The organism is Cellulomonas sp. S1-8, from assembly GCF_026184235.1.
GTDB lineage: Bacteria > Actinomycetota > Actinomycetes > Actinomycetales > Cellulomonadaceae > Cellulomonas.
Window position 1 is genome coordinate 1594767 of record NZ_CP110806.1, and the last position, 21741, is coordinate 1616507.

Below are 21741 nucleotides of genomic sequence, written 5' to 3' on the forward strand. Positions count from 1 at the left end.
GTCGGCGCAGCGTCAGGTCACCGTCACCGCAGGGGCAGCGCGCGCGGCGCGCGGGGACCGTACGCGGGCGGTCGTGCACCGTGGGCCGCGCCGAGCAGCACGAGGACCCGCTGGCGCTGACCCTGCCAGGGCGCGAGCAGGTGGAGCATGCCCGCGTCGTCCGCGCGGCGCCCCGTGAGCGCCCAGCCGACGAGGTGGGGCAGGTGCGCGTCGCCGACCTGCACGGCGTCGGGGTCGCCGAGCGCTCGTGCGGTCACCTCGGCCGTCGTCCACGGGCCGATGCCGCGCACGGTCGCCAGGCGCCGCGCGAGCTCGACGGGCGGCAGGTCGGCCCGGAACGCGTGGGCCACCGCGGCGGCCCGGCGCACCGTGTCGGACCGCTGCGCGTCGACGCCCGCCGTGCGCCACTCCCACACGGGCAGCGCCCCCCACACCCGCGGGGGCGGGGCCACCCGCAGCCCCGGCGGTGCGGGGCCGGGGGCGACGGTGCCGTGCCGTGCGACGAGCCTCCGCCACGACGCCAGCGCATCGACCCCGACGACCCGCTGCTCCAGGACCGCGGTCACGACCGCCGACCACACGTCGCCGCCGCGTGCGAGCCGCATGCCGGCGTGCGCACGGTGCGCCCGCGCCACCACCGGGTGCAGGTGCGCGGCGAAGCCCTCGGGGTCGTCGTGCAGGCCGATCAGCCCCGGCACGTCGGCGAGCAACGCCGCGGCCCCGGGTCCCCACGCGTCGGCGCGCACGCCCCCGGGCACGGCGCGCAGCCGGAGCGTCGCCTCGCCGGTGGCCCGCCGCGCGGCGTGCCACACGGCGTCCGGCGCCCACGCCCACGTCGGGTCGCCCGCCCCGCGCCGCAGGCGCACGACCGTGCGCCGCACGTCCAGCCCCGGTGGGCAGGCGACGACGACGTGCGCGTCGCCGGTCGCGGGGTTGGCGGTCACCGCTCCAGGATGCCCCCACCCACCGACGTCGGCGGCCGAGGTGCCGCGCACCCGGGCTCCTCGGTCTGGCGAGACCGAGGTTTCCGGGTGTCGGAGTGCCGGTTTTCTCGGTCTGGCGAGACCGAGGTTTCGGGGTGTCGGAGTGCCGGTTTTCTCGGTCTGGCGAGACCGAGGTTTCGGGGTGTCGGAGTGCCGGTTTTCTCGGTCTCGCGAGACCGAGGGTTTCCGGGTCGAGTGCCGGGTTCCTCGGTCTCGCCAGACCGAGGGTGCAGGGCCCACGGAAGGCCAGGGGCAGGGAGGGGAGCGCGCGCGTCGGCGTGCATCGACGCGGTGTGGCGCGGCACACTCTGCCGGTGGACGCGCGACGAGGGGCAGCCGACGGCCGCCTGGTCGTGCGCCGCGACGGGCCCGTGCTGCGCGTGGTGCTCGACGGCGGCGTCGACCTCCTGGTGCGCGAGCGCGACGCGCCGGCCCTGTGGGGGGCGCTCGACGACCCGCAGGTGCAGCTCGTCGAGGTGGACGCGGGCGCCGTGACGTTCCTCGACTCGAGCGGCCTGTCCGTACTGGTGCGCCTGGCACGGGACGCCGCCGCGGGCGGGGTGCCGCTGCGGCTCGTCGCGGTCAGCCCCCGCGTCGACGACCTGCTGGAGCAGACCGGGGTCCGGGCCTGGATGACGACGATCGCCGGGGTGCCGCGGGTGCCCTGACCGGCGGGCTCAGTGCCCGCGCAACCGCTCGATGGCGCGCCGCTCGCGCTTGGTGGGGCGGCCTGCGCCGCGGTCCCGCTGCGCCGCGACCGCGACCTGGGACCGTGGCGGCGGCACGGGGGAGCGGTCGAGGTAGGAGGCCTGCGCGACCTCGGCCGACACCCGCTTGACGAGCAGACGGTGGACCACGACGAGCCGCTCCCGGGCACCGCCGCGCACCTGCACCTCGTCGCCCGGGACGACCTGCGTGGCCGGCTTGGCGCGGTCGCCGTTGACGCGCACGTGCCCCGCGCGGCACGCGGCAGCGGCGGCGGACCGGGTGGCGAACAGGCGGACCGCCCAGATCCAGGCGTCGACGCGCACGCGTCCCTGCGGCTCGGCCACCTCGCCACCTCCCGTCCCGGGCCCGTCCCGCGGTCCCGGACGCCAGCCTGCCACGGCCGGGGGGCGAGGAGGTCGACCGCCGAGACGGTCCGACGGTCCCGCCGGGCGGCCCCTGGGCGGCACGCTCGACCGGGCGCCCGGATGCTGGCGACGTGGCTGCCCGCGGCGCAGCGTGCGCTCGCGCTCGTCGGCGGGCCACGCCGACCCCGACGCCCTCGTCCGACCCGACCCCGACGCCCAGCCCCAGCCCACCCCGACGTCGACGGGATGCGTCGACGGAGCTCGGGTTCCAGGGCACGGGCAGCGCCACGCCCGGTGCGGTCACCTGCCTGCCGACCTACTCACGGCACCGCCGACATCACGCGCGACGACCCGCGGGTCTCGTGGCTCACGCCTCCGGGTGAGCCACATGATCCGCGGGTCGTCGTGGTGCGACCGGGGTCCGGTCAGGTGCGGTCAGGCGCGCAGCTCCAGGTAGCGCTCGATGAGCGCGCGCGTCGACGGGTCCTGCGCGGCGAGCGCGTCGGCGTCCCCGGTGACCGCGGGCGCGATCTCGGTCGCGAGCTTCTTGCCCAGCTCGACGCCCCACTGGTCGAACGAGTCGATGCCCCACACGACGCCCTGCGCGAACGTGATGTGCTCGTAGAGCGCGATGAGCTGCCCCACGACGGACGGCGTGAGCGCAGGCGCCAGGATCGAGGTGGTCGGCCGGTTCCCGGAGAACACGCGTGCGGGCACGATCTCCTCCGCGGTGCCCTCGGCGCGGACCTCGTCGGCGGTCTTGCCGAACGCGAGCGCCTTGGTCTGCGCGAAGAAGTTGGCGAGGAACAGGGCGTGGACGTCGGTGCCGCCGTCGCGCAGCGGGTACGCGGGGTTGGCCACGGCGATGAAGTCGGCGGGGATCAGCCGCGTGCCCTGGTGGATGAGCTGGTAGAACGCGTGCTGGCCGTTGGTGCCGGGCTCGCCCCAGAACACCTCGCCGGTCTGCGTGGTGACGGGCGTGCCGTCCCAGCGCACCGACTTGCCGTTGGACTCCATGGTGAGCTGCTGGAGGTAGGCGGGGAAGCGGTGCAGCTGCTGCGCGTACGGCAGCACGGCGTGCGTGTGCGCGCCGAGGAAGTTCACGTACCAGACGTTGAGCAGGCCCATGAGGAACGGCACGTTCTGCGCGACGGGCGTCGTGCGCGCGTGCTCGTCGACGGCGTGGAAGCCGGCGAGCAGGTCACCGAACGCGTCGGCGCCGATCGCGATGGCCAGCGACGTGCCGATGGCCGAGTCGACGGAGTAGCGGCCACCGACCCAGTCCCAGAAGCCGAACGCGTTGGTCGGGTCGATGCCGAAGTCCGCGACCTTGTCGAGCGCCGTCGACACGGCGACGAAGTGCTGGGCGACGGCACCCGTGCGCGCCTCGTCGGTGTCGGCGATGTGCCCGCCCGCGAGGAGCGCGTCCCAGAGCCACTGCCGCGCCAGGCGCGCGTTCGTGAGCGTCTCGAGGGTGGTGAACGTCTTCGACGCGACGACGAACAGGGTCGTCGTGGGGTCGAGGCCCGCGGTCTTCTGCGCGAGGTCGGTGGGGTCGATGTTCGAGACGAACCGCACCTCGAGGTCGTCCGCGACGTACGGCTCGAGCGCCTCGTACACCATGACGGGCCCCAGGTCGGAGCCGCCGATGCCGATGTTGACGACCGTGCGGACGGCCGCGCCGGTCACCCCGGTCCACTCGCCCGAGCGGACCTTCTCGGCGAACGCCATGACCTCGCCGAGCGCGGCCTGCACGTCGTCGTCGATCTGCTGCCCGTCCACGACGAGCGGCGGTGAGGCCTCCGCCGGCCGGCGCAGCGCGGTGTGCAGGACGGCGCGGTCCTCGGTGACGTTGATGTGCTCGCCGGCCAGCATCGCCTCGAACCGGTCGGTGAGGCGGACCTCGTCGGCCAGGCGCGCGAGCAGCGCGAGCGTCTCGTCGGTGACGAGGTTCTTCGACAGGTCGACGGTGAGGTCGGCGACCTGCAGGGTCAGGCGCTGCGCACGGGTCGGGTCGGTGGCGAACCAGCCGCGCAGGTCGGGGCGCAGCGCGCCCTCGTGCTCCGTGAGGGCCTGCCAGGCGCTCGTGGTCGTCGGGTCGATGGGAGGCGTCGGCACGGGGGTCTCCTGGGGTCAGGCGGGGGGTCTCCCGCCCACCGTAGGGGGCCCGGGGTGTCGTCCGCACGGGACGTCCGACGGACGCGGGAACCGGGGCGCGCGCCCGGGCTCCCGCGTCCGCGGGCTCGAGGTCGGCCGGTCGGCCGACGCGTCAGCGGTACGTGATGCTCGACGTGCTGTACCCGCACGCTGTGCTGGGCCCGGAGCCGACCTTCGTCGGCTCGCCCGAGGTCACGCCCCGGTACTCCTCGCAGATCGCGATCTTCTTCGACGAGTCGCCGATGATGGTCACGCCGGAGATCGTCGCCCGGTCGCCGAGGTTGGGGTTGATCCCGACCAGGGCCTTGCCCGGGGCCGTGACCTGGACGTTCGAGATCTGCACCGAGCGGGCGTGCTGCGTGGAGCAGTTGCCGCACGAGCGGTAGAGCTTGCCGAAGTCGGAGACCTGGAAGTTCTTGATGACGAAGGTGCCCGGGCCGTTGTGCTGGAACACCTTGTCGTGCGCCTTGCGTGCGCCGCCGCCGTCGACGGTCATCCGCTGCGAGGACGACGTGCCCTTGAACGTCGCCGCGTCCTCGCCGACGTCCTCCCACCAGACGTTCTGGATGGTGCAGGTGCCCTTGCAGTGGATCCCGTCGGCCGCGCCCGTACCGAGGATGACGTTCTTGATGGTCGCGCCGTCCGCCAGCTCGAACATGGGCGGCTGACCCTCCTCCTGGTCGCCGGAGGACAGGCCGTAGTACCGCACGTTCTTGCCGTCGAGCGTGCCGCTGACCTTGATGGTCGCGGACACCTTCTGCTGCCCCGTGGCCGAGGGCCACGACACGTTGCTCGTCGGCGGGGCGGTGGTGGGCGAGGTGGTCGGTGCGGTCGTCGGTGCGGTCGTCGGCACCGTCGTCGGGGTGCTGCCGCCGGACCCGACCCTCACCAGCTGCCACTGCTGGTTGTACTGGTTGTTGTCCGTCAGCTGGGTGACGCTCGCACCGTCGGCGGTGGAGCGGTCGGTGACCGTCACGGCCTTGCCGGAGTGCCGGTTGAGCAGCCGGACGTACGCGCCGCTCGCCGAGTCGGCGAGCTTGAACTGCTGGTTCGTGGCGTTGAGGTCGGTGTACTGACGGAACTGGCCGCGGTCGGCGGTCGACCACTCCCACAGGTCGAGGACCTTGCCGGAGTGCCGCGACTTGAGCCGGTAGTACCCGGACCCGGAGTCGACGAACTGCCACTGCTGCCAGTTCCCGTCGTTGCGCGGCCACTGCTGGATGGTCGCGGCGTCGGCCGTCGACGAGCCGGTGACGTCCATGACCTTGCCGCTCTGGCGGTTGACCAGGACGTACCAGGCGCTCGTGTCGACGCTCGCTGCGGCCGCGCCGACGGCCGAGGCCAGGCCGAGCGTGCCGCCGAGCGCGAGCGCGAGGGCGGCGGCGAGCGCGACGCGGATCGGGCGTCGTGCCACCGGGTGTCTGCGGGACATGTCCTGCCTCTCATAGGTGAAGCGCTTGCGCGCCGAGGGAACCACGTCGGGACATGTCGGGTGAACCCCCTGAAAGCGGTGTGAAACGTTCAAGTCCCGTGAACGTTCACAACCGAGGACCCGGCCCGTCGGGTCGGAGGGCCTGCGAGGATGCGCCCATGCGTGACCGGCTGGTGTGCTGCGGCCTGACGACCCTCGACGTCACCCAGGTCGTCGACCGCCTCCCTGCCCCGGACGAGAAGGTCGTGGCCGACGGCCTCGACGTCACGTTCGGCGGGCCCGCGGCCAACGCGGCGGCCGTCGCGGTGGGGCTCGGGGTGCCGACGACCCTCGTGACCGCGCTCGGGTCCGGCGTCCTCGCCGACGTGGTGCGCGCCGGCCTGGCGGCGGCGGGGGTCGACGTCGTCGACCTGGTCCCCGACGTGCCGGGCGTCCTGCCCGTGTCGACCGTGCTGGTGACGCGCGGGACGGGGGAGCGCGCCGTGGTGTCCGTCAACGGCGCGCGCGTGCCGCACCTGCCCCCGCCCGACGACGCCGTGCTGGCCCGCGCCGGTGCCCTCCTGGTCGACGGGCACCACGGGGCGGCCGCACTGCCGCTGGCCGTCGCCGCCCGCGCGGCCGGGGTGCCCGTGCTGCTCGACGGCGGCAGCTGGAAGCCCGGCACGGCGGAGCTGCTCGCGGCCGTTGACCTCGCGGTGCTGTCGGCGGACCTCGAGCTCCCGGGCGGCCTTGACGGTGGGGGTGGGCCTGGCGGTGGGTCGGACGAGGCGATCGACGCGCTGCTCGACGAGGTCGCGGCGCACGGCCCCTGGTTCGTCGCGCGCAGCGCCGGCGCCGGGCCCGTACGGGTGCTGCAGGTGGTGCCCGGCGGGTCACCCGCGCGGTCCTCGCAGCGTCCGCCCGCGGTGCCCGCGGGCGGCGTCGTCGACACGCTGGGGGCGGGCGACGTGCTGCACGGCGCGATGGCGGCGGCGCTCGCGCGCGGCACCGACCCGCTCGCCGCGCTGGCCGACGGCATGCGCTGCGCCACCCTCTCGGTCCAGCACGCAGGCGCCCGCGCCTGGCTCCTCGACCCACGCCGCTGACGCACGGAAGTGGTCGCACGGGTGACCACTTCGCGCCGCCCGGGCGGTCGGAGTGACCACTCTCCGAGGTGTCAGCCGAAGCTGGCCCGCGTACGCGGGCCCCCCGCCCGCAGCCCTGTGGCCGGGACGTATCGGGCATCGCTCGGACGTGTGAACGCGCGGTCACGATGTGATCACGGTCACTCCGGACCGTTGACGGGGATTAGTAAGGAAGGTCTACTAACAAACATGTCCACGTCGACGAGGGCGGCCGCCGGTCGCACCGCGAGCCCGGTCCAGCGTCAGCTGCGACCCACCGCGAAGGTGCTCCCCGAGCACGCCCGCGCCCACAACCGCTCGCTCGTCCTGGGCCACCTCTTCCACGACGGCCCGTCGTCCCGCGCCGACATCGCCCGCAGCACCGGGCTGACCCGCGTCACGGTCTCGGACCTCGTCGCGGCCCTGCTCACCGAGGGCCTGGTCGCCGAGCTCGGCGTCCGCGCCGAGGGCAAGGTCGGCAAGCCCGCGACCCTCGTCGGCCTGCGCTCGGCCGACCACCACGTCGTCGTCCTCGACCTCACCGACGACGAGACCCTCCACGGCGCCGTCATGACCCTGGTCGGCGAGGTCGTCACCCGCGAGCACGTCGCCAGCGGCGGCGCGACCGGGGCGGACGCCGTCACGCTCGTCGAGGACCTGTGCCGCCGGCTCGTCGACGGTGCCACGCGGCCCGTCATCGGCGTCGGCATCGCGTCGCCCGGGATCATCGACGACACCGGCCGCGTCGTCGAGGCACCCAACCGCGGCTGGTACGACGTGCCGCTCGCCGCACGGCTGTCCGCCGTCCTCGGCGCGCCCGTGCACGTCGCCAACGACGCCAACACCCGCGCGCTGGGGGAGTACACGTACGGCGGCGCCGACGCGAACGCCATGATCGTCACCGTCGGCCAGGGCGTCGGCGCCGGGATGCTCGTCGACGGCGCGCTCGTGCGCGGCCGCGGCCACGCCGCCGGGGAGATCGGCCACGTCACCGTCGTCGACGAGGACACCCCCGGCGAGACCCCGCAGCCGTGCGCGTGCGGACGCACCGGCTGCCTCGAGACCGTGCTGAGCGCGCCCGCCCTGCGGCGGCGCACCGCCGGTCTGCCCCCCGAGGACGCCGACGCCGCGCTGGCGTCGGTCGGACGGATGCTGGGCCGCGCCCTGGCCCCCGTCGTCAGCGCGCTCAACCTCGCCGAGGTCCTGCTCTCCGGCCCCCCGGAGCTGCTCGACGGACCCCTGCGAGAGGCGGCGAGCACCACCCTCCGCGACCGGACGATGCCCGTCGTCGGGCACGACCTGCGGTTGCGGATGGCAGCCCTCGACGAGGACGCGGCGCTGGCAGGCGCCGCCGTGCTCGTCCTGTCCGGTCAGCTCGGGGTCACGTGACGGCCCCGCGCGACCGGTGTCGGCCCGGGGTCACGTGACGACCCCGGGCCGACGTCCAGCAGTCGGCAGCACCACCCCCGGCGACGTCGTGGTGACGATCGCCTCGCACACGGGAGGACCCCCAACGTGAAGATCCTACGTATCGGCGCCGTCGGACTGGCAGCCGCGCTCGTGCTCACCGCGTGCTCGAGCGGGGGCGACACCGGTGACGGCAGCACCGACGCCGCGTCCGGCGGCACGGAAGGTGCCGAGATCCGTGTCTGGCTCGTCGGCACCGACACCCCCGACGCCGCGCGCGAGCACCTGAAGGAGACGTTCGAGTCCGAGAACCCCGGCTCGACGCTCACCATCGAGGAGCAGTCCTGGACGGGCCTGACCGACAAGCTCACGACCGCCCTGGCCTCCTCCGACTCGCCCGACGTGGTCGAGGTGGGCAACACGCAGGCCGCGACGTTCACGTCGGCGGGCTACTTCACGTCGCTGGACGACATCGCCGAGGACCTCGGCGGCGACGACCTGCTGCCCGGCTTCGTCGAGGCCGGCACGTGGGAGGACGTGTTCTACGCCGCCCCCTACTACGCGGGCTCGCGCATCGTGTTCTACAGCGCCCAGGTGCTCGGTGACACCCCCGTGCCGACGACCCTCGAGGAGTACGTCGAGACGGCGAAGGCCCTCAAGACCGACGCGCGCTCGGGCCTGTGGTTCCCCGGTCAGGACTGGTACAACGCCCTGCCCTTCGTGTGGGAGAACGGCGGCTTCATCGCCGAGCCCGCGGACGACGGCACCTGGGAGGCCGGCTTCTCCACCGCGGGCGGCATCGCGGGCCTCGAGCAGGTCCAGGACCTCATGGTCAACGCCTCGAACGCACCCAAGGACGGCGACGAGGCCGACCTGCAGGTCCCGTTCTGCGCGGGCCAGACCACGTTCCTGTCGGCCCCGAACTGGATCCGCTGGTCGATCCAGGCCCCGGCCGACGCCGAGGCCCCGGGCTGCCCGGACACGTTCGGCTCCGACCTGCACGCCTTCCCGCTGCCCGGCGCGACGGCGGGCGAGACGGCCAAGGTCTTCGCCGGCGGCTCGAACGTCGCGGTCGCGACGAAGTCGCCGAACGTGGACCTGGCCAAGAAGGCCCTGATCATCATGCTGTCGGACGAGTACCAGACGATCCTCGCCGAGAACTCGATGATCCCGGCCAAGAAGTCGCTCGCCTCGGCCCTGCCCGACGACGAGTTCACGCAGGCGTCGGCGCAGGCCGCGGCCAACGCCCAGCTCACCCCGGCGACCCCGCGGTGGGGCGACGTCGAGACGCAGCGCGTCATCCAGGACGCGCTCGTGCAGATCGCCCAGGGCGGTGACGTCACGACGATCGCCGAGGAGCTCGACGCGACGATCGAGTCCATCCTCAACGGCTGACCCGGCACCACCGGTCGGGCCCGCGCACGCCGCGGGCCCGACCCGGTCGGCTCCCTGGAGGGACCCCATGAGCTCCACCACGCTCCCGGCCGCGCCGCCCGAGGCGGCGCCGGCACCGCGCGCGACCCGCACGATCACCGCCGCGCGCCTGCTGCCCTGGTTCCTGCTGGCACCCAGCCTCGCCGTGCTGGCCGTCGTCACCGGCTACCCGCTCGTGCGCATGCTGTGGCTGTCGGTGCACGAGTACGAGCGCGCCCAGCTGCTCGGCGTGCCCGCCCCGTTCGTCGGGGTCGACAACTACGTCGCCACGCTGACCGACGGGCGGTTCTGGACCGTCACGGCCCGCAGCTTCGCCTTCATGCTCGTGTGCGTCGCGCTGACCATCACGGTCGGGACGCTCGTCGCGCTGCTGCTGATGAAGCTGGGCCGGGTGATGCGCCTCGTGCTGTCGGTGGGGCTGCTGCTCGCCTGGGCGATGCCGCCGCTGGCGGCGATGCTGGTGTGGGGCTGGATCTTCGACACCCAGTACGGCGTCGTCAACCACCTGCTGACGGGCCTGACCGGTGACAGCTGGATGGGCCACTCGTGGCTCATCTCGCCGCTGTCGTTCTTCGCGGTCGCCGCGCTCGTCATCGTCTGGGGCGCGATCCCGTTCGTCGCGTTCACGCTCTACGCGGGGTTCACGCAGATCCCGGGCGAGGTGCTCGAGGCCGCGCAGCTCGACGGCGCCAGCGCGCGGCAGCGCTTCTTCGACGTGCAGGTCCCGTACGTCCGGACCATCTACGTCGTGCTGATCGTGCTGTCGATGATCTGGGACCTCAAGGTCTTCACGCAGATCTTCGTCCTGCAGGGCATCGGCGGCGTGAAGTCCGAGACGAGCACGCTCGGCGTCTACATCTACGAGATGGGCATGGCCCAGGGCCACTACGGCGCCGCCAGCGCGATCGCCGTCATCTTCACGATCATCATGCTCGCGATCTCGGCGTACTACGTGCGCGCGACGGTCAAGGAGGAGCAGCTGTGAGCCTCGCACCCGCCGGCGCCCTGCCGTCGTCGGCCGCCGTCACCGCCGCCGGCGCGCGGGCGGCCGTGCCCGTCGCGCGCCGACGCCCCGCGCGCCGTCGGGCCGCGGCCTTCGGCTGGGGCGTGCTGGCCGCGTTCCTGGCGGCGGCGTTCGCGTTCCCCGTGTACTGGATGATCCGCACCTCGCTGCTGCCGACGAACCTCGTCTCCGGCCCCGAGCTGCACCTGTGGCCCGACGAGCTCACGCTGCGCAACTACGACACCGCGATGTTCCACCAGGAGCGCGCGCCGTTCGTGCCCGCGCTGAGCAGCTCGCTGCAGGTCACGTTCCTCGTGCTCGTCGCCTCCATGGTGCTGGCGTTCTTCGCGTCGCTGGCCGTCACCCGCTTCCGCTTCCGTGGGCGGCGCGCGTTCGTGCTGTCGATCCTGGTGATCCAGATGGTCCCGGGCGAGGCGATGATGATCTCGGTCTTCCAGCTGGTCGACTCGTGGCAGCTGCTCAACACCGTGATCGCGCTCGGCGTCGTCTACCTCGCCGGCGTCCTGCCCTTCACCATCTGGACCCTGCGCGGGTTCGTCAACGGCGTGCCCGTCGAGCTCGAGGAGGCCGCGATGATCGACGGCTGCTCCCGGCCGCGGGCGTTCTGGAAGGTGACGTTCCCCCTGCTCGCACCCGGGCTGGTCGCGACCGGCGTGTTCGCGTTCCTGCAGGCGTGGAACGAGTTCATGATGGCCCTGATCATCATGACCCGGCCCGAGTCCATGACGCTGCCCGTGTGGCTGCGGACGTTCCAGCAGGCCACCAAGTCGACCGACTGGGGCGCGCTCATGGCCGGCTCCGTGCTCGTCGCGATCCCGGTCGTCGTCTTCTTCCTCATCGTGCAGGGACGCATGACCGGCGGTCTGGTGTCCGGAGCGGTCAAGGGCTGAGCCATGGACCCAACCACCCCGGGGGGGAGCGCCGTCGTGCCCGCAGCACCCGACCCGCGCGCACCCGGCTGGTCCGTCGGCGTCGACATCGGCGGCACCAAGGTGCTGGCCGTGCTGCTCGGGCCCGACGGGCAGGTCGCGCGGTCGCACCGCACCGCGACGCTGCCGGGCCCCGACGGCCTGGTCGCCTCCGTGACGACCGCGGTCCGTGCGCTGACGGGCGTGCACGGCGTCCCCGTCGACGCGCTCGCCGGCACGGGCATCGGCGTGCCGGGCGTGGTCGACCCCGCCACCGGGACCGTCGAGCACGCCGTGAACGTGGGCGTCGAGCAGCGGTTCGGCCTCGCGGCCGCGGTCGCGAGCATGCTCGGCGCCGGCGCGCGCGTGCGCCTCGAGAACGACCTCAACGTCGCGGTGCTCGGCGCCGCGCACACCGTCGCGCCGCCGTCGGCGCGCCGCGACCTCGCGTTCCTCGCGCTCGGCACCGGCGTGGCCGCGGGCCTCCTGCTCGACGGGCAGCTGCGGCGCGGGTCGCGCCGGGCCGCGGGCGAGGTCGGGCACCTCACGCTCGTGCCCGACGGGCTGCCCTGCAAGTGCGGGCAGCACGGGTGCGTCGAGCAGTACGCGTCGGGCGGCGCGCTCGACGCGGCGTGGCCCTCGACGGACGGTCGACCGGCCCCGCTCGTGCTGTTCGAGGCCGCGGCGTCCGGTGACCCGCGCGCCGTCGAGGTGCGGGACCGGTTCGCGTGGGCCGTCGCCGGGGCGGTGCGGATCCTCGTCCTGACGTGTGACGTCGACCACGTCGTCATCGGCGGGGGAGTGAGCGGGGTGGGTGACCCGCTGCTGGACGCGGTGCGCGCCGCGCTCGCGCGTGAGACCTTGGCGTCGCCGTTCCTGGCGTCGCTGCGACTGGCCGACCGGGTACGCCTGGCGCCGCGCGACGTCCCCGTCGGTGCCGTCGGTGCCGCGCTGGTGGGACGAGGGGAGATCGTCTGATGGAGGTCGTCATCGCGCCGGGGCCCGTGCTGGCCGGGCTGGCCGCGGACGCGGTCGAGCGGCTGCTCACGGACCGCCCCGACGCCGTGCTGGGGCTCGCGACGGGCTCCAGCCCGCTGCCCGTCTACGACGAGCTCGCGCGCCGGCACGCCGAGCACGGCCTGTCGTTCGCGCGGGCGCGCGCGTTCCTGCTCGACGAGTACGTCGGTCTGCCCGCCGACCACCCCCAGCGGTACCGGCAGGTCATCGACACCGAGCTCGTCTCGCGCGTCGACCTCGCACCGGGGGCTGTCCACGGCCCTGACGGCCTCGCCGACGACGTGCCGGCGGCCTGCGCCGCGTACGAGCAGGCGATCGTCGACGCGGGCGGCGTCGACCTGCAGATCCTCGGCATCGGCAGCGACGGGCACATCGGTTTCAACGAGCCCGGCTCGTCGCTCGCGTCGCGCACCCGCATCAAGACCCTGACCAGCCAGACGCGCGAGGACAACGCCCGGTTCTTCGGCGGCGACGTCGCCGGGGTGCCGACGCACTGCCTCACGCAGGGCCTCGCCACGATCATGGCGGCGCGGCACGTGGTGCTGATCGCCCAGGGGCGCGGCAAGGCGCAGGCGGTGCAGAAGCTCGTCGAGGGGCCGGTCAGCGCGCGGTGGCCCGCGACGGTCCTGCAGCTCCACCCGCACGTCACGGTCCTCCTCGACGACGCGGCGGCGGTGCGTCTCCAGCTCGCCGACCACTACCGCGAGACCTACGCCAACAAGCCGGCCTGGCAGGGCCTCTAGCCCGACCGCCCCTGCACCCAGTCCGCGAGCGCGGGGGAAACGCGTCGAGCGCGGGGGTTGTTTCCCCCGCGCTCGAGCTGTTTCCCCCGCGCTCGACGAAGGGTGGGCCGGGCGCGTTCGGGGAGCGGTCAGGTCAGGAGGGCGCCCCGGACGAGGTCGAGGGCCTCGTCCGGGGTCATGCCGGCCGCGCGGGCGGCGCGCACGTAGGCCGTCGCGGCGTGGCGTGCCGTGACGTGGGCGGGGGCCGCGTCGTCGGCGACGACGGTCCCGGTGCGGCGCCGGGTGACGACGACACCGGCCGTCTCCAGCTCGCGGAACGCGCGCGCGACGGTGCCGGGCGCGACGCCGAGGTCGGTGGCCAGGGCACGGATGGTCGGCAGCCGGTCGCCCGGGCGCAGCCGGCCCGCCGCGACGTGCGCGACGACCTGGGTGCGGACCTGCTCGTAGACGGGCACTCCCGACGTCGTGTCGACCTCGACGTGGACGCTCACGCGGCCACCGGGACCGGCGCCGGCGCGGTCTCGCGGGACGCCCGTGCGAGCGCCACGCCGGTGACCACGCACGTGACGAGGAGCACGCCCGCCGCACCGAGCTGCGCCGCGACGCCGAGCGCGTGCGCGACCGGCTCGGTCGAGGTCGTCCAGACGTCGTCGACGGCCCAGGTGGTGGTGGACGCCCGGGCGAGCGCGGTGCCGGTGACCAGCAGCACGCCGCCGAGCGTGCCGCCGACCACGAGCTGGACGCCCGCGAGGACGCGTCGTGCGCTCGCGCGTCGCAGCCGGGCGTCGTCCGCCGTGGAGACGTCCGCGACGGTGGGACGCGCCGCGACCAGGTGCAGCGTCGTGCCCGTCGCCACCAGCAGGACGACCGTCGCCAGCGCGAGCGGGACGCCGTACGGCGTCCCGGGGTACGGCCCGGCGGACGAGGACGACACGGCGTCGGGCGTGAACGTCACGGTGCGGCCGCCGGGGTCGGCCGTCAGGGCGGTGGCGACCAGCACGAGCAGGAGCGCCGCTGCCCAGCCCAGGACCAGCCCGGCCAGGGTGCGGGGCGCCACGTCGCGCACGGTGCGACGCGCGAGCGACGCGCGCCGGACCGGTGCAGCGGGGCGCGGCCACGTCCGCTCGCCCACGGCGGCCACCAGCAGCGCGACCACCCCGGCGATCGCCGGCATGCACGCGAGCACGATGCCCTGGTCGGCGCCGAACGGCACGGCCTCGGGCAGCAGCAGGCACGCCAGCACCAGGGCGACCCAGGACAGGCCGGCGACGAGCGCGGCATGGCGTCGGGCGCGCAGGTAGGCGCCGGGCGATGTCTCGACGTCCGCGGAGGGTGTCGCGCCGCGGGGCACGAGCGCCGTCACGACGGTCGCGACGAGGACGGCGAGCACGGCGAGCGGGAGGAGGAGGACCAGTCCCACGGCGGACTCCGATCTGTAGATCAATGAGTCGATACTTTGACACATTGATGCGCCGTGGTCCAGCCCGACGGGACCCGGGGCGGCGCATCCCCCCGCCCCGGGACGTCGGACCCCCGACGTACGATGTGCGCCATGAGCGAGCCCACCCAGCCGACAGGACCCGACGACCCGTTCGGCACCCAGGGCGGCACCTCTGTCCTCGAGCGCGAGGAGACCACCGAGCAGGTCGAGCCGGGGGACCACGAGCGCTTCGCGCACTACGTGCGCAAGGAGAAGATCATGGAGTCCGCGATGACCGGCAAGCCGGTCATCGCGCTGTGCGGCAAGGTCTGGGTGCCGGGCCGCGACCCGAACAAGTTCCCCGTCTGCCCCATCTGCAAGGAGGTCTACGACGGCCTGCGCGCACCGCAGGACGGCGGCGACGGCGACTCCGGCGGTGGCGGGGGACGCGGGTTCCTCGGCTTCGGTCGCGGCAAGGGCTCCGGCTCCGGCTCGGGCGGCGCGTGAGCGCGGCCCGTCGCCCCGTCGCCCCGGTCCACACCCCGCAGCACCCCTCCACGTCGGCAGCGCAGCAGCTGCCGCCGGCGTTCCCCGCGCGTGCGCCGTGGGGGGCCGCGGGGAGCCTGCGGGCGTGGCAGGCGCGGGCCATCGACCTGTACCGGGAGCGCTCGCCACGCGACTTCCTCGCCGTCGCGACGCCCGGCGCCGGCAAGACGACGTTCGCGCTGCGGATCGCGACCGAGCTGCTCGAGTCGCGCACCGTGCGACGGGTGACGGTCGTGGCGCCCACCGAGCACCTCAAGAAGCAGTGGGCGGACGCCGCCGCGCGCGTCGGCATCCGGCTCGACCCGCGGTTCTCCAACGCGCAGGGCCGGCACGGCGCCGGCTACGACGGCGTCGCGGTGACGTACGCCCAGGTCGCGAGCAAGCCCGCGCTGCACACGGCACGCACCGAGGCCGAGCCCACGCTCGTCATCCTCGACGAGGTGCACCACGGCGGTGACGCGCTGTCGTGGGGTGACGCGGTCCGCGAGGCGTTCGAGGGTGCGACGCGGCGCCTCGCGCTGACCGGCACGCCGTTCCGGTCCGACACCGCGCCGATCCCGTTCGTCACGTACGCCCCCGACGCCCACGGCATCCGCCGCTCGCTCGCCGACTACACCTACGCGTACGGCGACGCGCTGCGCGACCACGTCGTGCGGCCCGTGATCTTCCTGTCCTACTCGGGTGCGATGCGCTGGCGCACCAAGGCCGGCGACGAGGTCTCCGCGCGCCTGGGGGAGCCGCTGACCAAGGACATGACGTCGCAGGCGTGGCGCACCGCGCTCGACCCGAACGGCGAGTGGATCCCGTCGGTGCTGGCGGCCGCCGACCGGCGCCTCACCGAGGTGCGCCGCACGGTCCCCGACGCGGGCGCGATGGTCATCGCGACCGACCAGACCGACGCACGCGCGTACGCCGGGCACCTCGCGCGGCTCACGGGCCGCTCCCCGGTCGTCGTGCTCTCCGACGACGACGGCGCGAGCGACCGCATCGAGGAGTTCGCCGAGGGGGACGCCCGCTGGCTCGTGGCGGTGCGCATGGTGTCCGAGGGCGTCGACGTGCCCCGGCTGGCCGTGGGCGTGTACGCGACGAGCACCGCGACGCCGCTGTTCTTCGCGCAGGCCGTGGGGCGCTTCGTGCGGGCACGACGGCGCGGCGAGACCGCGTCCGTCTTCCTGCCGAGCGTGCCGCAGCTGCTCGAGCTCGCGGCGACCCTCGAGATCGAGCGGGACCACGCGCTCGACCGGCCCACGGACGGCTCGGAGGACCCCGAGGCCGACCTGCTCGCGCTCGCGGAGCGTGAGCAGAGCAGCCCGGACGCGGTCGGCACGGACGGCGTCGCGGGGTCGTTCCAGGCCCTCGAGGCGCAGGCGTCGTTCGATCGCGTGCTGTTCGACGGTGGCGAGTTCGGCACCGGGGCCGAGGTGGGCTCGGACGAGGAGCTCGACTTCCTCGGCCTGCCCGGGCTGCTCGACGCCGACCAGGTCACCACGCTGCTACGGCAGCGTCAGGCCGATCAGCAGGGCGCACGACGGGCACGCGGGGTCGTCGAGCCGCAGGTGGTCGACCACCGCCGGCAGGCCGAGCTGCGCAAGGAGCTGGCGCAGCTCGTCGGGGCGTGGGCGCGGCGCAGCGGTCAGCCGCACGCCACCGTGCACGCCGAGCTGCGTCGTCGGTGCGGTGGCCCGGAGGTGGCGCTCGCCGCACCCGACCAGATCGAGGCGCGCGTCGCGATGCTGCGCGGCTGGTTCGTCGGCAAGCGCTGAGCGGTCCTGACGCCTGGCGTACAGGGCAGTGGAGTGCTGGGCGCCCGCTGTGAGCCCGCTGTGGCGAGCACGTTCGTCTCACCATGTGGACCATGAGAGCCGCATGAAAGCGCAGGTCACAGCGCTGGACGCGTGACCACATACCAGGGGGCCGCCGGCGCGCAAGTCGACCTCTCGACGTGCCGAGTGCCGCCGGCACTGCCACGCTTCTTCCCGTGACAAGACCGGCCCGGGTTCCCCCGGTGCCGCATCCGGGAGCCCGGTGGCGCACTCGCCACCGGCGTTCACTCAGAGAGGTGCCCACATGCCGTCCTGGCTCATCCTCATCCTCGTCGGTGTCGTCCTCGTCGTCCTCGGCGTCGCGACCAACATCGGCCAGTTCCTCATCTGGATCGGCGTCATCGTGCTCGTCGTCAGCCTGATCCTCGGGCTCGTCGGCCGCGGACGCTCCAGGGTCTAACGCTGCGCACGGTCGGCACCCCCTCCGCCGGCCGCACGCACCCGGGCCGGGACGCCACGCGCGTCCCGGCCCGTGTCATGTCCGCACGCGGCCGTCCCCCTCAGGCCAGCCGCAGCTCCGTCGTCGGGACCGCGGCGTCGTCCGACGAGAGCCTGCGCGCACCGCGCGGCAGCTCGTCGCGCGACACCCGGTGGCGCTCGGTGGCCGCCCGGACGCCCGCCGCGGCCGTCAGGCCGGGCTGCACCTCGCCGGTGCGCACCAGCGGCACGTGCAGCGGACGCAGCCCCGCGTCCGGCGCGTCGACCTGCGCGGACGTCCACCGCGCGACCGCGTCGTCCGGCCCGACCACGAGGACCTCCTCGACCGCGCGCCCGTCCCGGTCCAGCCTGCGCGCCGCCGCCTTGCGGCCCCCGGTGCTGGTCTTCGAGCGGGACGCCTTCGCCACCGGCTCCATGGCGCCCGACGCACCCTCGCGGGCGACCAGCTTGTAGACCATGCCGCACGTCGGCGCCCCCGAGCCCGTCACCAGCGCCGTCCCGACGCCGTAGGTGTCCACGGGGACGGCGGCCAACGAGGCGATCGCGTACTCGTCGAGGTCGCTCGTCACGACGATCCGCGTGTCGAACGCGCCCGCCGCGTCGAGCTGGGCGCGCACCTCCTGCGCCAGCACGCCGAGGTCCCCGGAGTCGAGGCGCACCGCACCGAGCGCCGTGCCCGCGGCCGCGAGCGCCCGCTCGACCCCCCGCCGCACGTCGTACGTGTCGACCAGCAGCGTCGTCCCCGCGCCCTGCGAGCGGACCTGGGAGGCGAACGCCGCCTCCTCGTCGTCGTGCAGCAGGGTGAAGGCGTGCGCCGCCGTGCCGATCGTGGGCAGGCCGTACCGGCGTCCCGCCTCGAGGTTCGACGTGCCCGCGAAGCCCGCCACGACGGCGGCCCGCGCGGCCGCGACGGCGGCGTCCTCGTGCGCCCGCCGCGCCCCCATCTCGAGGCACGGGCGATCGACGGCGGCGCTGGTCATGCGCGACGCCGCCGACGCGATCGCCGAGTCGTAGTTGAGGACGGACAGCACGAGCGTCTCGAGCAGGACCGCCTCCGCGAACGTGCCCTCGACGACCAGCACGGGCGACTGCGGGAAGAACACCTCGCCCTCGGCGTACCCCACGACGTCCCCGCCGAACCGGTAGTCCGCGAGGTACTCGAGCGTCGCGTCGTCGACGATGCGCTCGTCGCCGAGCCAGTCGAGCTCCGGGGTGCCGAAGCGGAACGCCGCGAGCTGCTCGAGCACGCGGCCGGTACCCGCGAGCACGCCGTACCGGCGCCCCGCCGGCAGCCTGCGCGTGAACACCTCGAACACGCAGCGCCGGTGCGCGGTGCCGTCGGCCAGCGCGGCCTGCAGCATCGTCAGCTCGTACCTGTCGGTCAGCAGCGCGGTGCTGCCGGAGCCGACCGCTGCGACGGCCGGCGTGGTCGGGGTCGGCGCGGCTGCGCGCGTGTCCGTCATGACGTCAACGTAGACGCCGCCGCACCGACGCGACATCCGCCGCGTCACCGCGCGCACCTACAGTGGTCGTCGTGCCTGCGACCGCCACCCCCGACACGCGCTCCGCGGTGGACGAGGCCACGTCCACCGCCGACGCGTGGGTGACGATCGTCTGGAACGACCCCGTCAACCTCATGACGTACGTCACCTACGTGTTCCTCACGTACTTCGGCTACCCGCGCGAGAAGGCGGAGCGCCTCATGCGCCAGGTCCACGAGGAGGGGCGGGCGGTCGTGTCGACGGGCAACCGCGAGGCGATGGAGGTCGACGTGCAGGCCATGCACTCCTACGGGCTGTGGGCCACGTTGCAGCGCGGCGGTCAGTGATGCGCGCGTTCCGCCGGCAGAAGGGGCGGTACGTCGCGCGGCTGGACGCGGCGGAGCGGGCCGTCGTCGCGTCCGTCGTCGCCGACGTCGCCGAGCTGCTGGGGGCCGGGCGCCTCGAGGACACGGCCACGCCCGGGCCGTCCGCGGACGCCGCCCCGGGCTCGCCCGACGGCTGGACCCTGCGCACGTCGCCGGTGCCGCCGCCGCAGGACCCCGCGGTGCGCCGCCTGCTGCCCGACGCGTCACGCGACGACACCGAGGTCGCCGACGAGTTCCGACGCCTCACCGAGGACGACCTGCGGGCCCGCAAGGTCGCGCGCCTGCGCTGCCTGTGGACGTCCCTGGTGGACGGGGAGCCGGGGTGGCCGGAGCACGCGCTGGTCGTGACGCCGCAGTCCGCCGACGACGTGGCGGCGACCCTCACGGACCTGCGGCTCGTGCTCGGCGAGCGGCTCGGCATCCGCACCGACGCGGACTCGGAGGCGCTGTACGACGGGCTCGGCGGGGAGGACGAGGGCGACGTGCGCGCCTACCTGGCCTCCGTCTACGGCGCGCTGTCGTGGTTGCAGGAGTCGCTGCTCGCTGTGATGCTCGCCGCACCGGAGGGCCCGGTCGGGGGTCGCGGGCGGTCCGACGGCTAGTGTCGGTCGCGTGAGCGACGCCCCGATCGGCATCTTCGACTCCGGCGTCGGTGGACTCACGGTGGCCAGGTCGATCCTCGACCAGCTGCCGCACGAGTCCACCCTGTACATCGGTGACACCCTCAACGGCCCGTACGGGCCCAAGCCGCTCGCAGCGGTCCGCGCCCACGCGCTCGAGATCATGGACGACCTCGTCGACGCGGGTGTGAAGATGCTGGTCATCGCGTGCAACAGCGCGTCGGCCGCGGTGCTGCGCGACGCCCGCGAGCGGTACACCCAGCGTCGCGGGCTGCCCGTCGTCGAGGTCGTCCTGCCGGCCGCGCGCCGCGCCGTGGCCGCCACGCGCAACGGCCGCATCGGCGTCATCGGGACGCGCGCCACGATCGACTCGCGCGCGTACGACGACGCCTTCGCGGTCGCGGGCGTCGAGCTGACGTCGCGCGCGTGCCCGCGGTTCGTCGAGCTCGTCGAGGCCGGCATCACGTCGGGGCCGGACGCGCTCGCGACGGCCCACGAGTACCTCGACCCGGTCCGGGACGCGGGCGTCGACACGCTCGTGCTGGGCTGCACGCACTACCCGCTGCTCACGGGCGTCATCTCCTACGTCATGGGGGAGCAGGTCACGCTCGTCTCGAGCGCCGAGGAGACCGCGAAGGACGTGTACCGCACGCTCGTCGCGCACGACCTGGAGCGGAGTCCCGCCGCGGGCGAGCCCACGCACCGGTTCCTCGCGACGGGTGACCCGGGGGGGTTCGCGACGCTCGCGCGCCGGTTCCTGGGGCCGGAGGTCGAAGCCGTCGAGCCGCGGGGGGCGCTGCGATGAGGCTGGTCGTGCTGGGGTGTGCCGGGTCCTTCCCGGGGCCGGACTCCGCGGCGTCGTCGTACCTGGTGCAGGCCGAGGACGCGGCGGGGCGGACCTGGTCCGTCGTGCTGGACCTGGGCAACGGCGCCCTGGGCGCCCTGCAGCGCTGGGGCGACCCGGCGGCTGTCGACGCGGTCGCGCTGTCCCACCTGCACGCCGACCACGTCGCGGACATGGCCGTGCTGGGCGTGTACCGGCGGTACCGGCCGGCGGGCGCGCTGCCGCCGCTCGTCGTGCACGGGCCCGACGGCACACGGGACCGGATCGCGCACCTGTCCGGCAACGACCCCGCCACGGACACCAGCGGGCAGTTCGACGTCCGGACGTGGGAGGCGGGGCGGTCCGTCGACGTCGGCCCGTTGACGCTGCAGGCCGTGCCCGTGGAGCACCCGATCCTGGCCTTCGGCATCCGCGTGACCGGACCGTCGGACGTCGACCCCGCGCGCCGCGTCACCCTCGCCTACAGCGGCGACACCGACGCCTGCGCGGGTCTCGACGACCTCGCGACGGGCGCCGACCTGCTCCTCGCCGAGGCCGCGTTCGTCGAGGGTCGCGACGACCACGTCCGCGGCGTGCACCTCACCGGGCGCCGCGCGGGGCAGGCCGCCGCCCACGGCGGGTCCCGCAGCCTCGTGCTGACCCACGTCCCGGCGTGGAACGACCCCGAGGTCGCCGTGCGCGAGGCGCGCGCCGTCTACGACGGCCCGACGACCCTCGCGACCCCGGGCACCACGTACCCCCTCTGACCCCGCCCGCGCACGCCCCGCCCCACCTGCCACCCGTCGAGCGCGGTACATGACCGTCCAGCGCGGTACTCGTTTACCCCGCGTTCGACGGTCGTGTACCGCGCTCGGCGGGGGGTGTGGATGGCGGGAGCGGGAGCTCGGGGCGTCGTGGCAGCC

The 21741-nt window shown here is 74.6% G+C and carries 22 protein-coding genes; 15 read left to right on the forward strand and 7 right to left on the reverse strand.

Going from position 1 to position 21741, the window contains the following annotated elements; genetic code table 11:
* Positions 1-23 precede the first annotated feature (23 nt).
* Entirely contained in the window at positions 24-944 is a 921-nt protein-coding gene (locus OKX07_RS07090) for a DNA-3-methyladenine glycosylase family protein (RefSeq protein WP_265631133.1), read from the reverse strand.
* Positions 945-1297: 353 nt separating this feature from the next.
* On the opposite strand from OKX07_RS07090, the gene OKX07_RS07095 reads away from it, so the two are divergent.
* Positions 1298-1651 (forward strand): STAS domain-containing protein, encoded by a 354-nt coding sequence (locus OKX07_RS07095; protein WP_265631134.1) that lies wholly within the window; start codon positions 1298-1300, stop codon positions 1649-1651.
* 9 nt (positions 1652-1660) lie between these two features.
* Here the strand turns inward: OKX07_RS07095 and OKX07_RS07100 are convergent, their stop codons facing one another.
* From OKX07_RS07100 to OKX07_RS07110, 3 genes are all read right to left on the reverse strand, one after another.
* Positions 1661-2035: an RNA-binding S4 domain-containing protein gene (locus OKX07_RS07100; protein WP_265631135.1), complete on the reverse strand. Its 375-nt coding sequence runs from the start codon at positions 2033-2035 to the stop codon at positions 1661-1663.
* Positions 2036-2491: 456 nt separating this feature from the next.
* Entirely contained in the window at positions 2492-4174 is a 1683-nt protein-coding gene (gene pgi, locus OKX07_RS07105; protein WP_265631136.1) for a glucose-6-phosphate isomerase, read from the reverse strand.
* 151 nt (positions 4175-4325) lie between these two features.
* A complete protein-coding gene (locus OKX07_RS07110) occupies positions 4326-5627 on the reverse strand; it encodes a pectate lyase (RefSeq protein ID WP_322746831.1) in 1302 nt (433 codons plus the stop codon).
* A 176-nt stretch (positions 5628-5803) separates the two neighbouring features.
* Here OKX07_RS07110 and OKX07_RS07115 point away from each other — a divergent pair, with 176 nt between their 5' ends.
* The 7 genes from OKX07_RS07115 to nagB all read left to right on the forward strand — a co-directional run bounded on the left by OKX07_RS07115 (position 5804) and on the right by nagB (position 13281).
* Positions 5804-6730, forward strand: coding sequence for a PfkB family carbohydrate kinase (locus OKX07_RS07115; RefSeq protein ID WP_265631138.1), 927 nt, complete (start codon positions 5804-5806; stop codon positions 6728-6730).
* Between the two features lie 228 nt (positions 6731-6958).
* Positions 6959-8137 carry an ROK family transcriptional regulator gene (locus tag OKX07_RS07120; protein WP_265631139.1) on the forward strand — a complete coding sequence of 393 codons (1179 nt, stop codon included), beginning with the start codon at positions 6959-6961 and terminating at the stop codon, positions 8135-8137.
* A gap of 126 nt (positions 8138-8263) precedes the next feature.
* Positions 8264-9550, forward strand: coding sequence for a sugar ABC transporter substrate-binding protein (locus OKX07_RS07125; RefSeq protein WP_265631140.1), 1287 nt, complete (start codon positions 8264-8266; stop codon positions 9548-9550).
* Between the two features lie 67 nt (positions 9551-9617).
* Positions 9618-10574 carry a carbohydrate ABC transporter permease gene (locus tag OKX07_RS07130; RefSeq protein WP_265631141.1) on the forward strand — a complete coding sequence of 319 codons (957 nt, stop codon included), beginning with the start codon at positions 9618-9620 and terminating at the stop codon, positions 10572-10574.
* Positions 10571-11503, forward strand: a complete 933-nt coding sequence (locus tag OKX07_RS07135; RefSeq protein WP_265631142.1) for a carbohydrate ABC transporter permease — start codon at positions 10571-10573, stop codon at positions 11501-11503. The genes OKX07_RS07130 and OKX07_RS07135 overlap by 4 nt, the downstream gene beginning before the upstream one ends.
* Before the next feature lie 36 nt (positions 11504-11539).
* The gene (locus OKX07_RS07140) at positions 11540-12499 is read left to right on the forward strand and encodes an ROK family protein (protein ID WP_265631143.1); all 960 of its coding nucleotides are present in this window, start codon (positions 11540-11542) and stop codon (positions 12497-12499) included.
* Positions 12499-13281 carry a glucosamine-6-phosphate deaminase gene (gene nagB, locus OKX07_RS07145; RefSeq protein WP_265631144.1) on the forward strand — a complete coding sequence of 261 codons (783 nt, stop codon included), beginning with the start codon at positions 12499-12501 and terminating at the stop codon, positions 13279-13281. Before OKX07_RS07140 ends, nagB begins: the two co-directional genes overlap by 1 nt.
* 128 nt (positions 13282-13409) lie before the next feature.
* Here nagB and OKX07_RS07150 read toward each other — a convergent pair whose 3' ends face one another.
* Positions 13410-13772: a GntR family transcriptional regulator gene (locus tag OKX07_RS07150; protein ID WP_265631145.1), complete on the reverse strand. Its 363-nt coding sequence runs from the start codon at positions 13770-13772 to the stop codon at positions 13410-13412.
* The gene (locus tag OKX07_RS07155; protein WP_265631146.1) at positions 13769-14701 is read right to left on the reverse strand and encodes a hypothetical protein; all 933 of its coding nucleotides are present in this window, start codon (positions 14699-14701) and stop codon (positions 13769-13771) included. The genes OKX07_RS07150 and OKX07_RS07155 overlap by 4 nt, the downstream gene beginning before the upstream one ends.
* Before the next feature lie 132 nt (positions 14702-14833).
* Between OKX07_RS07155 and OKX07_RS07160 the strand changes: the two genes are divergently transcribed.
* The 3 genes from OKX07_RS07160 (at position 14834) to OKX07_RS07170 (ending at position 17470) form a co-directional block, all read left to right on the forward strand.
* Entirely contained in the window at positions 14834-15208 is a 375-nt protein-coding gene (locus OKX07_RS07160) for a DUF3039 domain-containing protein (protein ID WP_265631147.1), read from the forward strand.
* On the forward strand, positions 15205-17010 hold the full coding sequence (locus OKX07_RS07165) for a DEAD/DEAH box helicase (RefSeq protein WP_265631148.1): 1806 nt from the start codon (positions 15205-15207) through the stop codon (positions 17008-17010). The genes OKX07_RS07160 and OKX07_RS07165 overlap by 4 nt, the downstream gene beginning before the upstream one ends.
* Before the next feature lie 304 nt (positions 17011-17314).
* Entirely contained in the window at positions 17315-17470 is a 156-nt protein-coding gene (locus OKX07_RS07170) for a hypothetical protein (RefSeq protein ID WP_203670364.1), read from the forward strand.
* 100 nt (positions 17471-17570) lie between these two features.
* Here the strand turns inward: OKX07_RS07170 and OKX07_RS07175 are convergent, their stop codons facing one another.
* Positions 17571-18971, reverse strand: a complete 1401-nt coding sequence (locus OKX07_RS07175) for a nicotinate phosphoribosyltransferase (protein WP_265631149.1) — start codon at positions 18969-18971, stop codon at positions 17571-17573.
* A 71-nt stretch (positions 18972-19042) separates the two neighbouring features.
* Here OKX07_RS07175 and clpS point away from each other — a divergent pair, with 71 nt between their 5' ends.
* The 4 genes from clpS to OKX07_RS07195 are packed head-to-tail and all read left to right on the forward strand — an operon-like array spanning position 19043 to position 21585.
* Positions 19043-19336, forward strand: a complete 294-nt coding sequence (gene clpS, locus OKX07_RS07180; protein WP_416220840.1) for an ATP-dependent Clp protease adapter ClpS — start codon at positions 19043-19045, stop codon at positions 19334-19336.
* Positions 19336-19977 (forward strand): DUF2017 domain-containing protein, encoded by a 642-nt coding sequence (locus OKX07_RS07185; protein ID WP_265631150.1) that lies wholly within the window; start codon positions 19336-19338, stop codon positions 19975-19977. The genes clpS and OKX07_RS07185 overlap by 1 nt, the downstream gene beginning before the upstream one ends.
* A gap of 10 nt (positions 19978-19987) precedes the next feature.
* Positions 19988-20800, forward strand: a complete 813-nt coding sequence (gene murI, locus OKX07_RS07190; RefSeq protein WP_265631151.1) for a glutamate racemase — start codon at positions 19988-19990, stop codon at positions 20798-20800.
* Entirely contained in the window at positions 20797-21585 is a 789-nt protein-coding gene (locus OKX07_RS07195; protein WP_265631152.1) for an MBL fold metallo-hydrolase, read from the forward strand. Before murI ends, OKX07_RS07195 begins: the two co-directional genes overlap by 4 nt.
* The last annotated feature ends 156 nt before the right edge of the window (positions 21586-21741 follow it).

Excerpts from the sequence above, each read along its gene's own strand:
- OKX07_RS07115 (WP_265631138.1), top strand. The coding sequence starts at position 5,804 with ATGCGTGACCGGCTGGTGTGCTGCGGCCTGACGACCCTCGACGTCACC.
- OKX07_RS07120 (WP_265631139.1), top strand. The coding sequence starts at position 6,959 with ATGTCCACGTCGACGAGGGCGGCCGCCGGTCGCACCGCGAGCCCGGTC.
- OKX07_RS07130 (WP_265631141.1), top strand. The coding sequence starts at position 9,618 with ATGAGCTCCACCACGCTCCCGGCCGCGCCGCCCGAGGCGGCGCCGGCA.
- nagB (WP_265631144.1), top strand. The coding sequence starts at position 12,499 with ATGGAGGTCGTCATCGCGCCGGGGCCCGTGCTGGCCGGGCTGGCCGCG.
- OKX07_RS07160 (WP_265631147.1), top strand. The coding sequence starts at position 14,834 with ATGAGCGAGCCCACCCAGCCGACAGGACCCGACGACCCGTTCGGCACC.
- OKX07_RS07170 (WP_203670364.1), top strand. The coding sequence starts at position 17,315 with ATGCCGTCCTGGCTCATCCTCATCCTCGTCGGTGTCGTCCTCGTCGTC.
- OKX07_RS07175 (WP_265631149.1), bottom strand. The coding sequence starts at position 18,971 with ATGACGGACACGCGCGCAGCCGCGCCGACCCCGACCACGCCGGCCGTC.
- OKX07_RS07185 (WP_265631150.1), top strand. The coding sequence starts at position 19,336 with ATGCGCGCGTTCCGCCGGCAGAAGGGGCGGTACGTCGCGCGGCTGGAC.
- OKX07_RS07195 (WP_265631152.1), top strand. The coding sequence starts at position 20,797 with ATGAGGCTGGTCGTGCTGGGGTGTGCCGGGTCCTTCCCGGGGCCGGAC.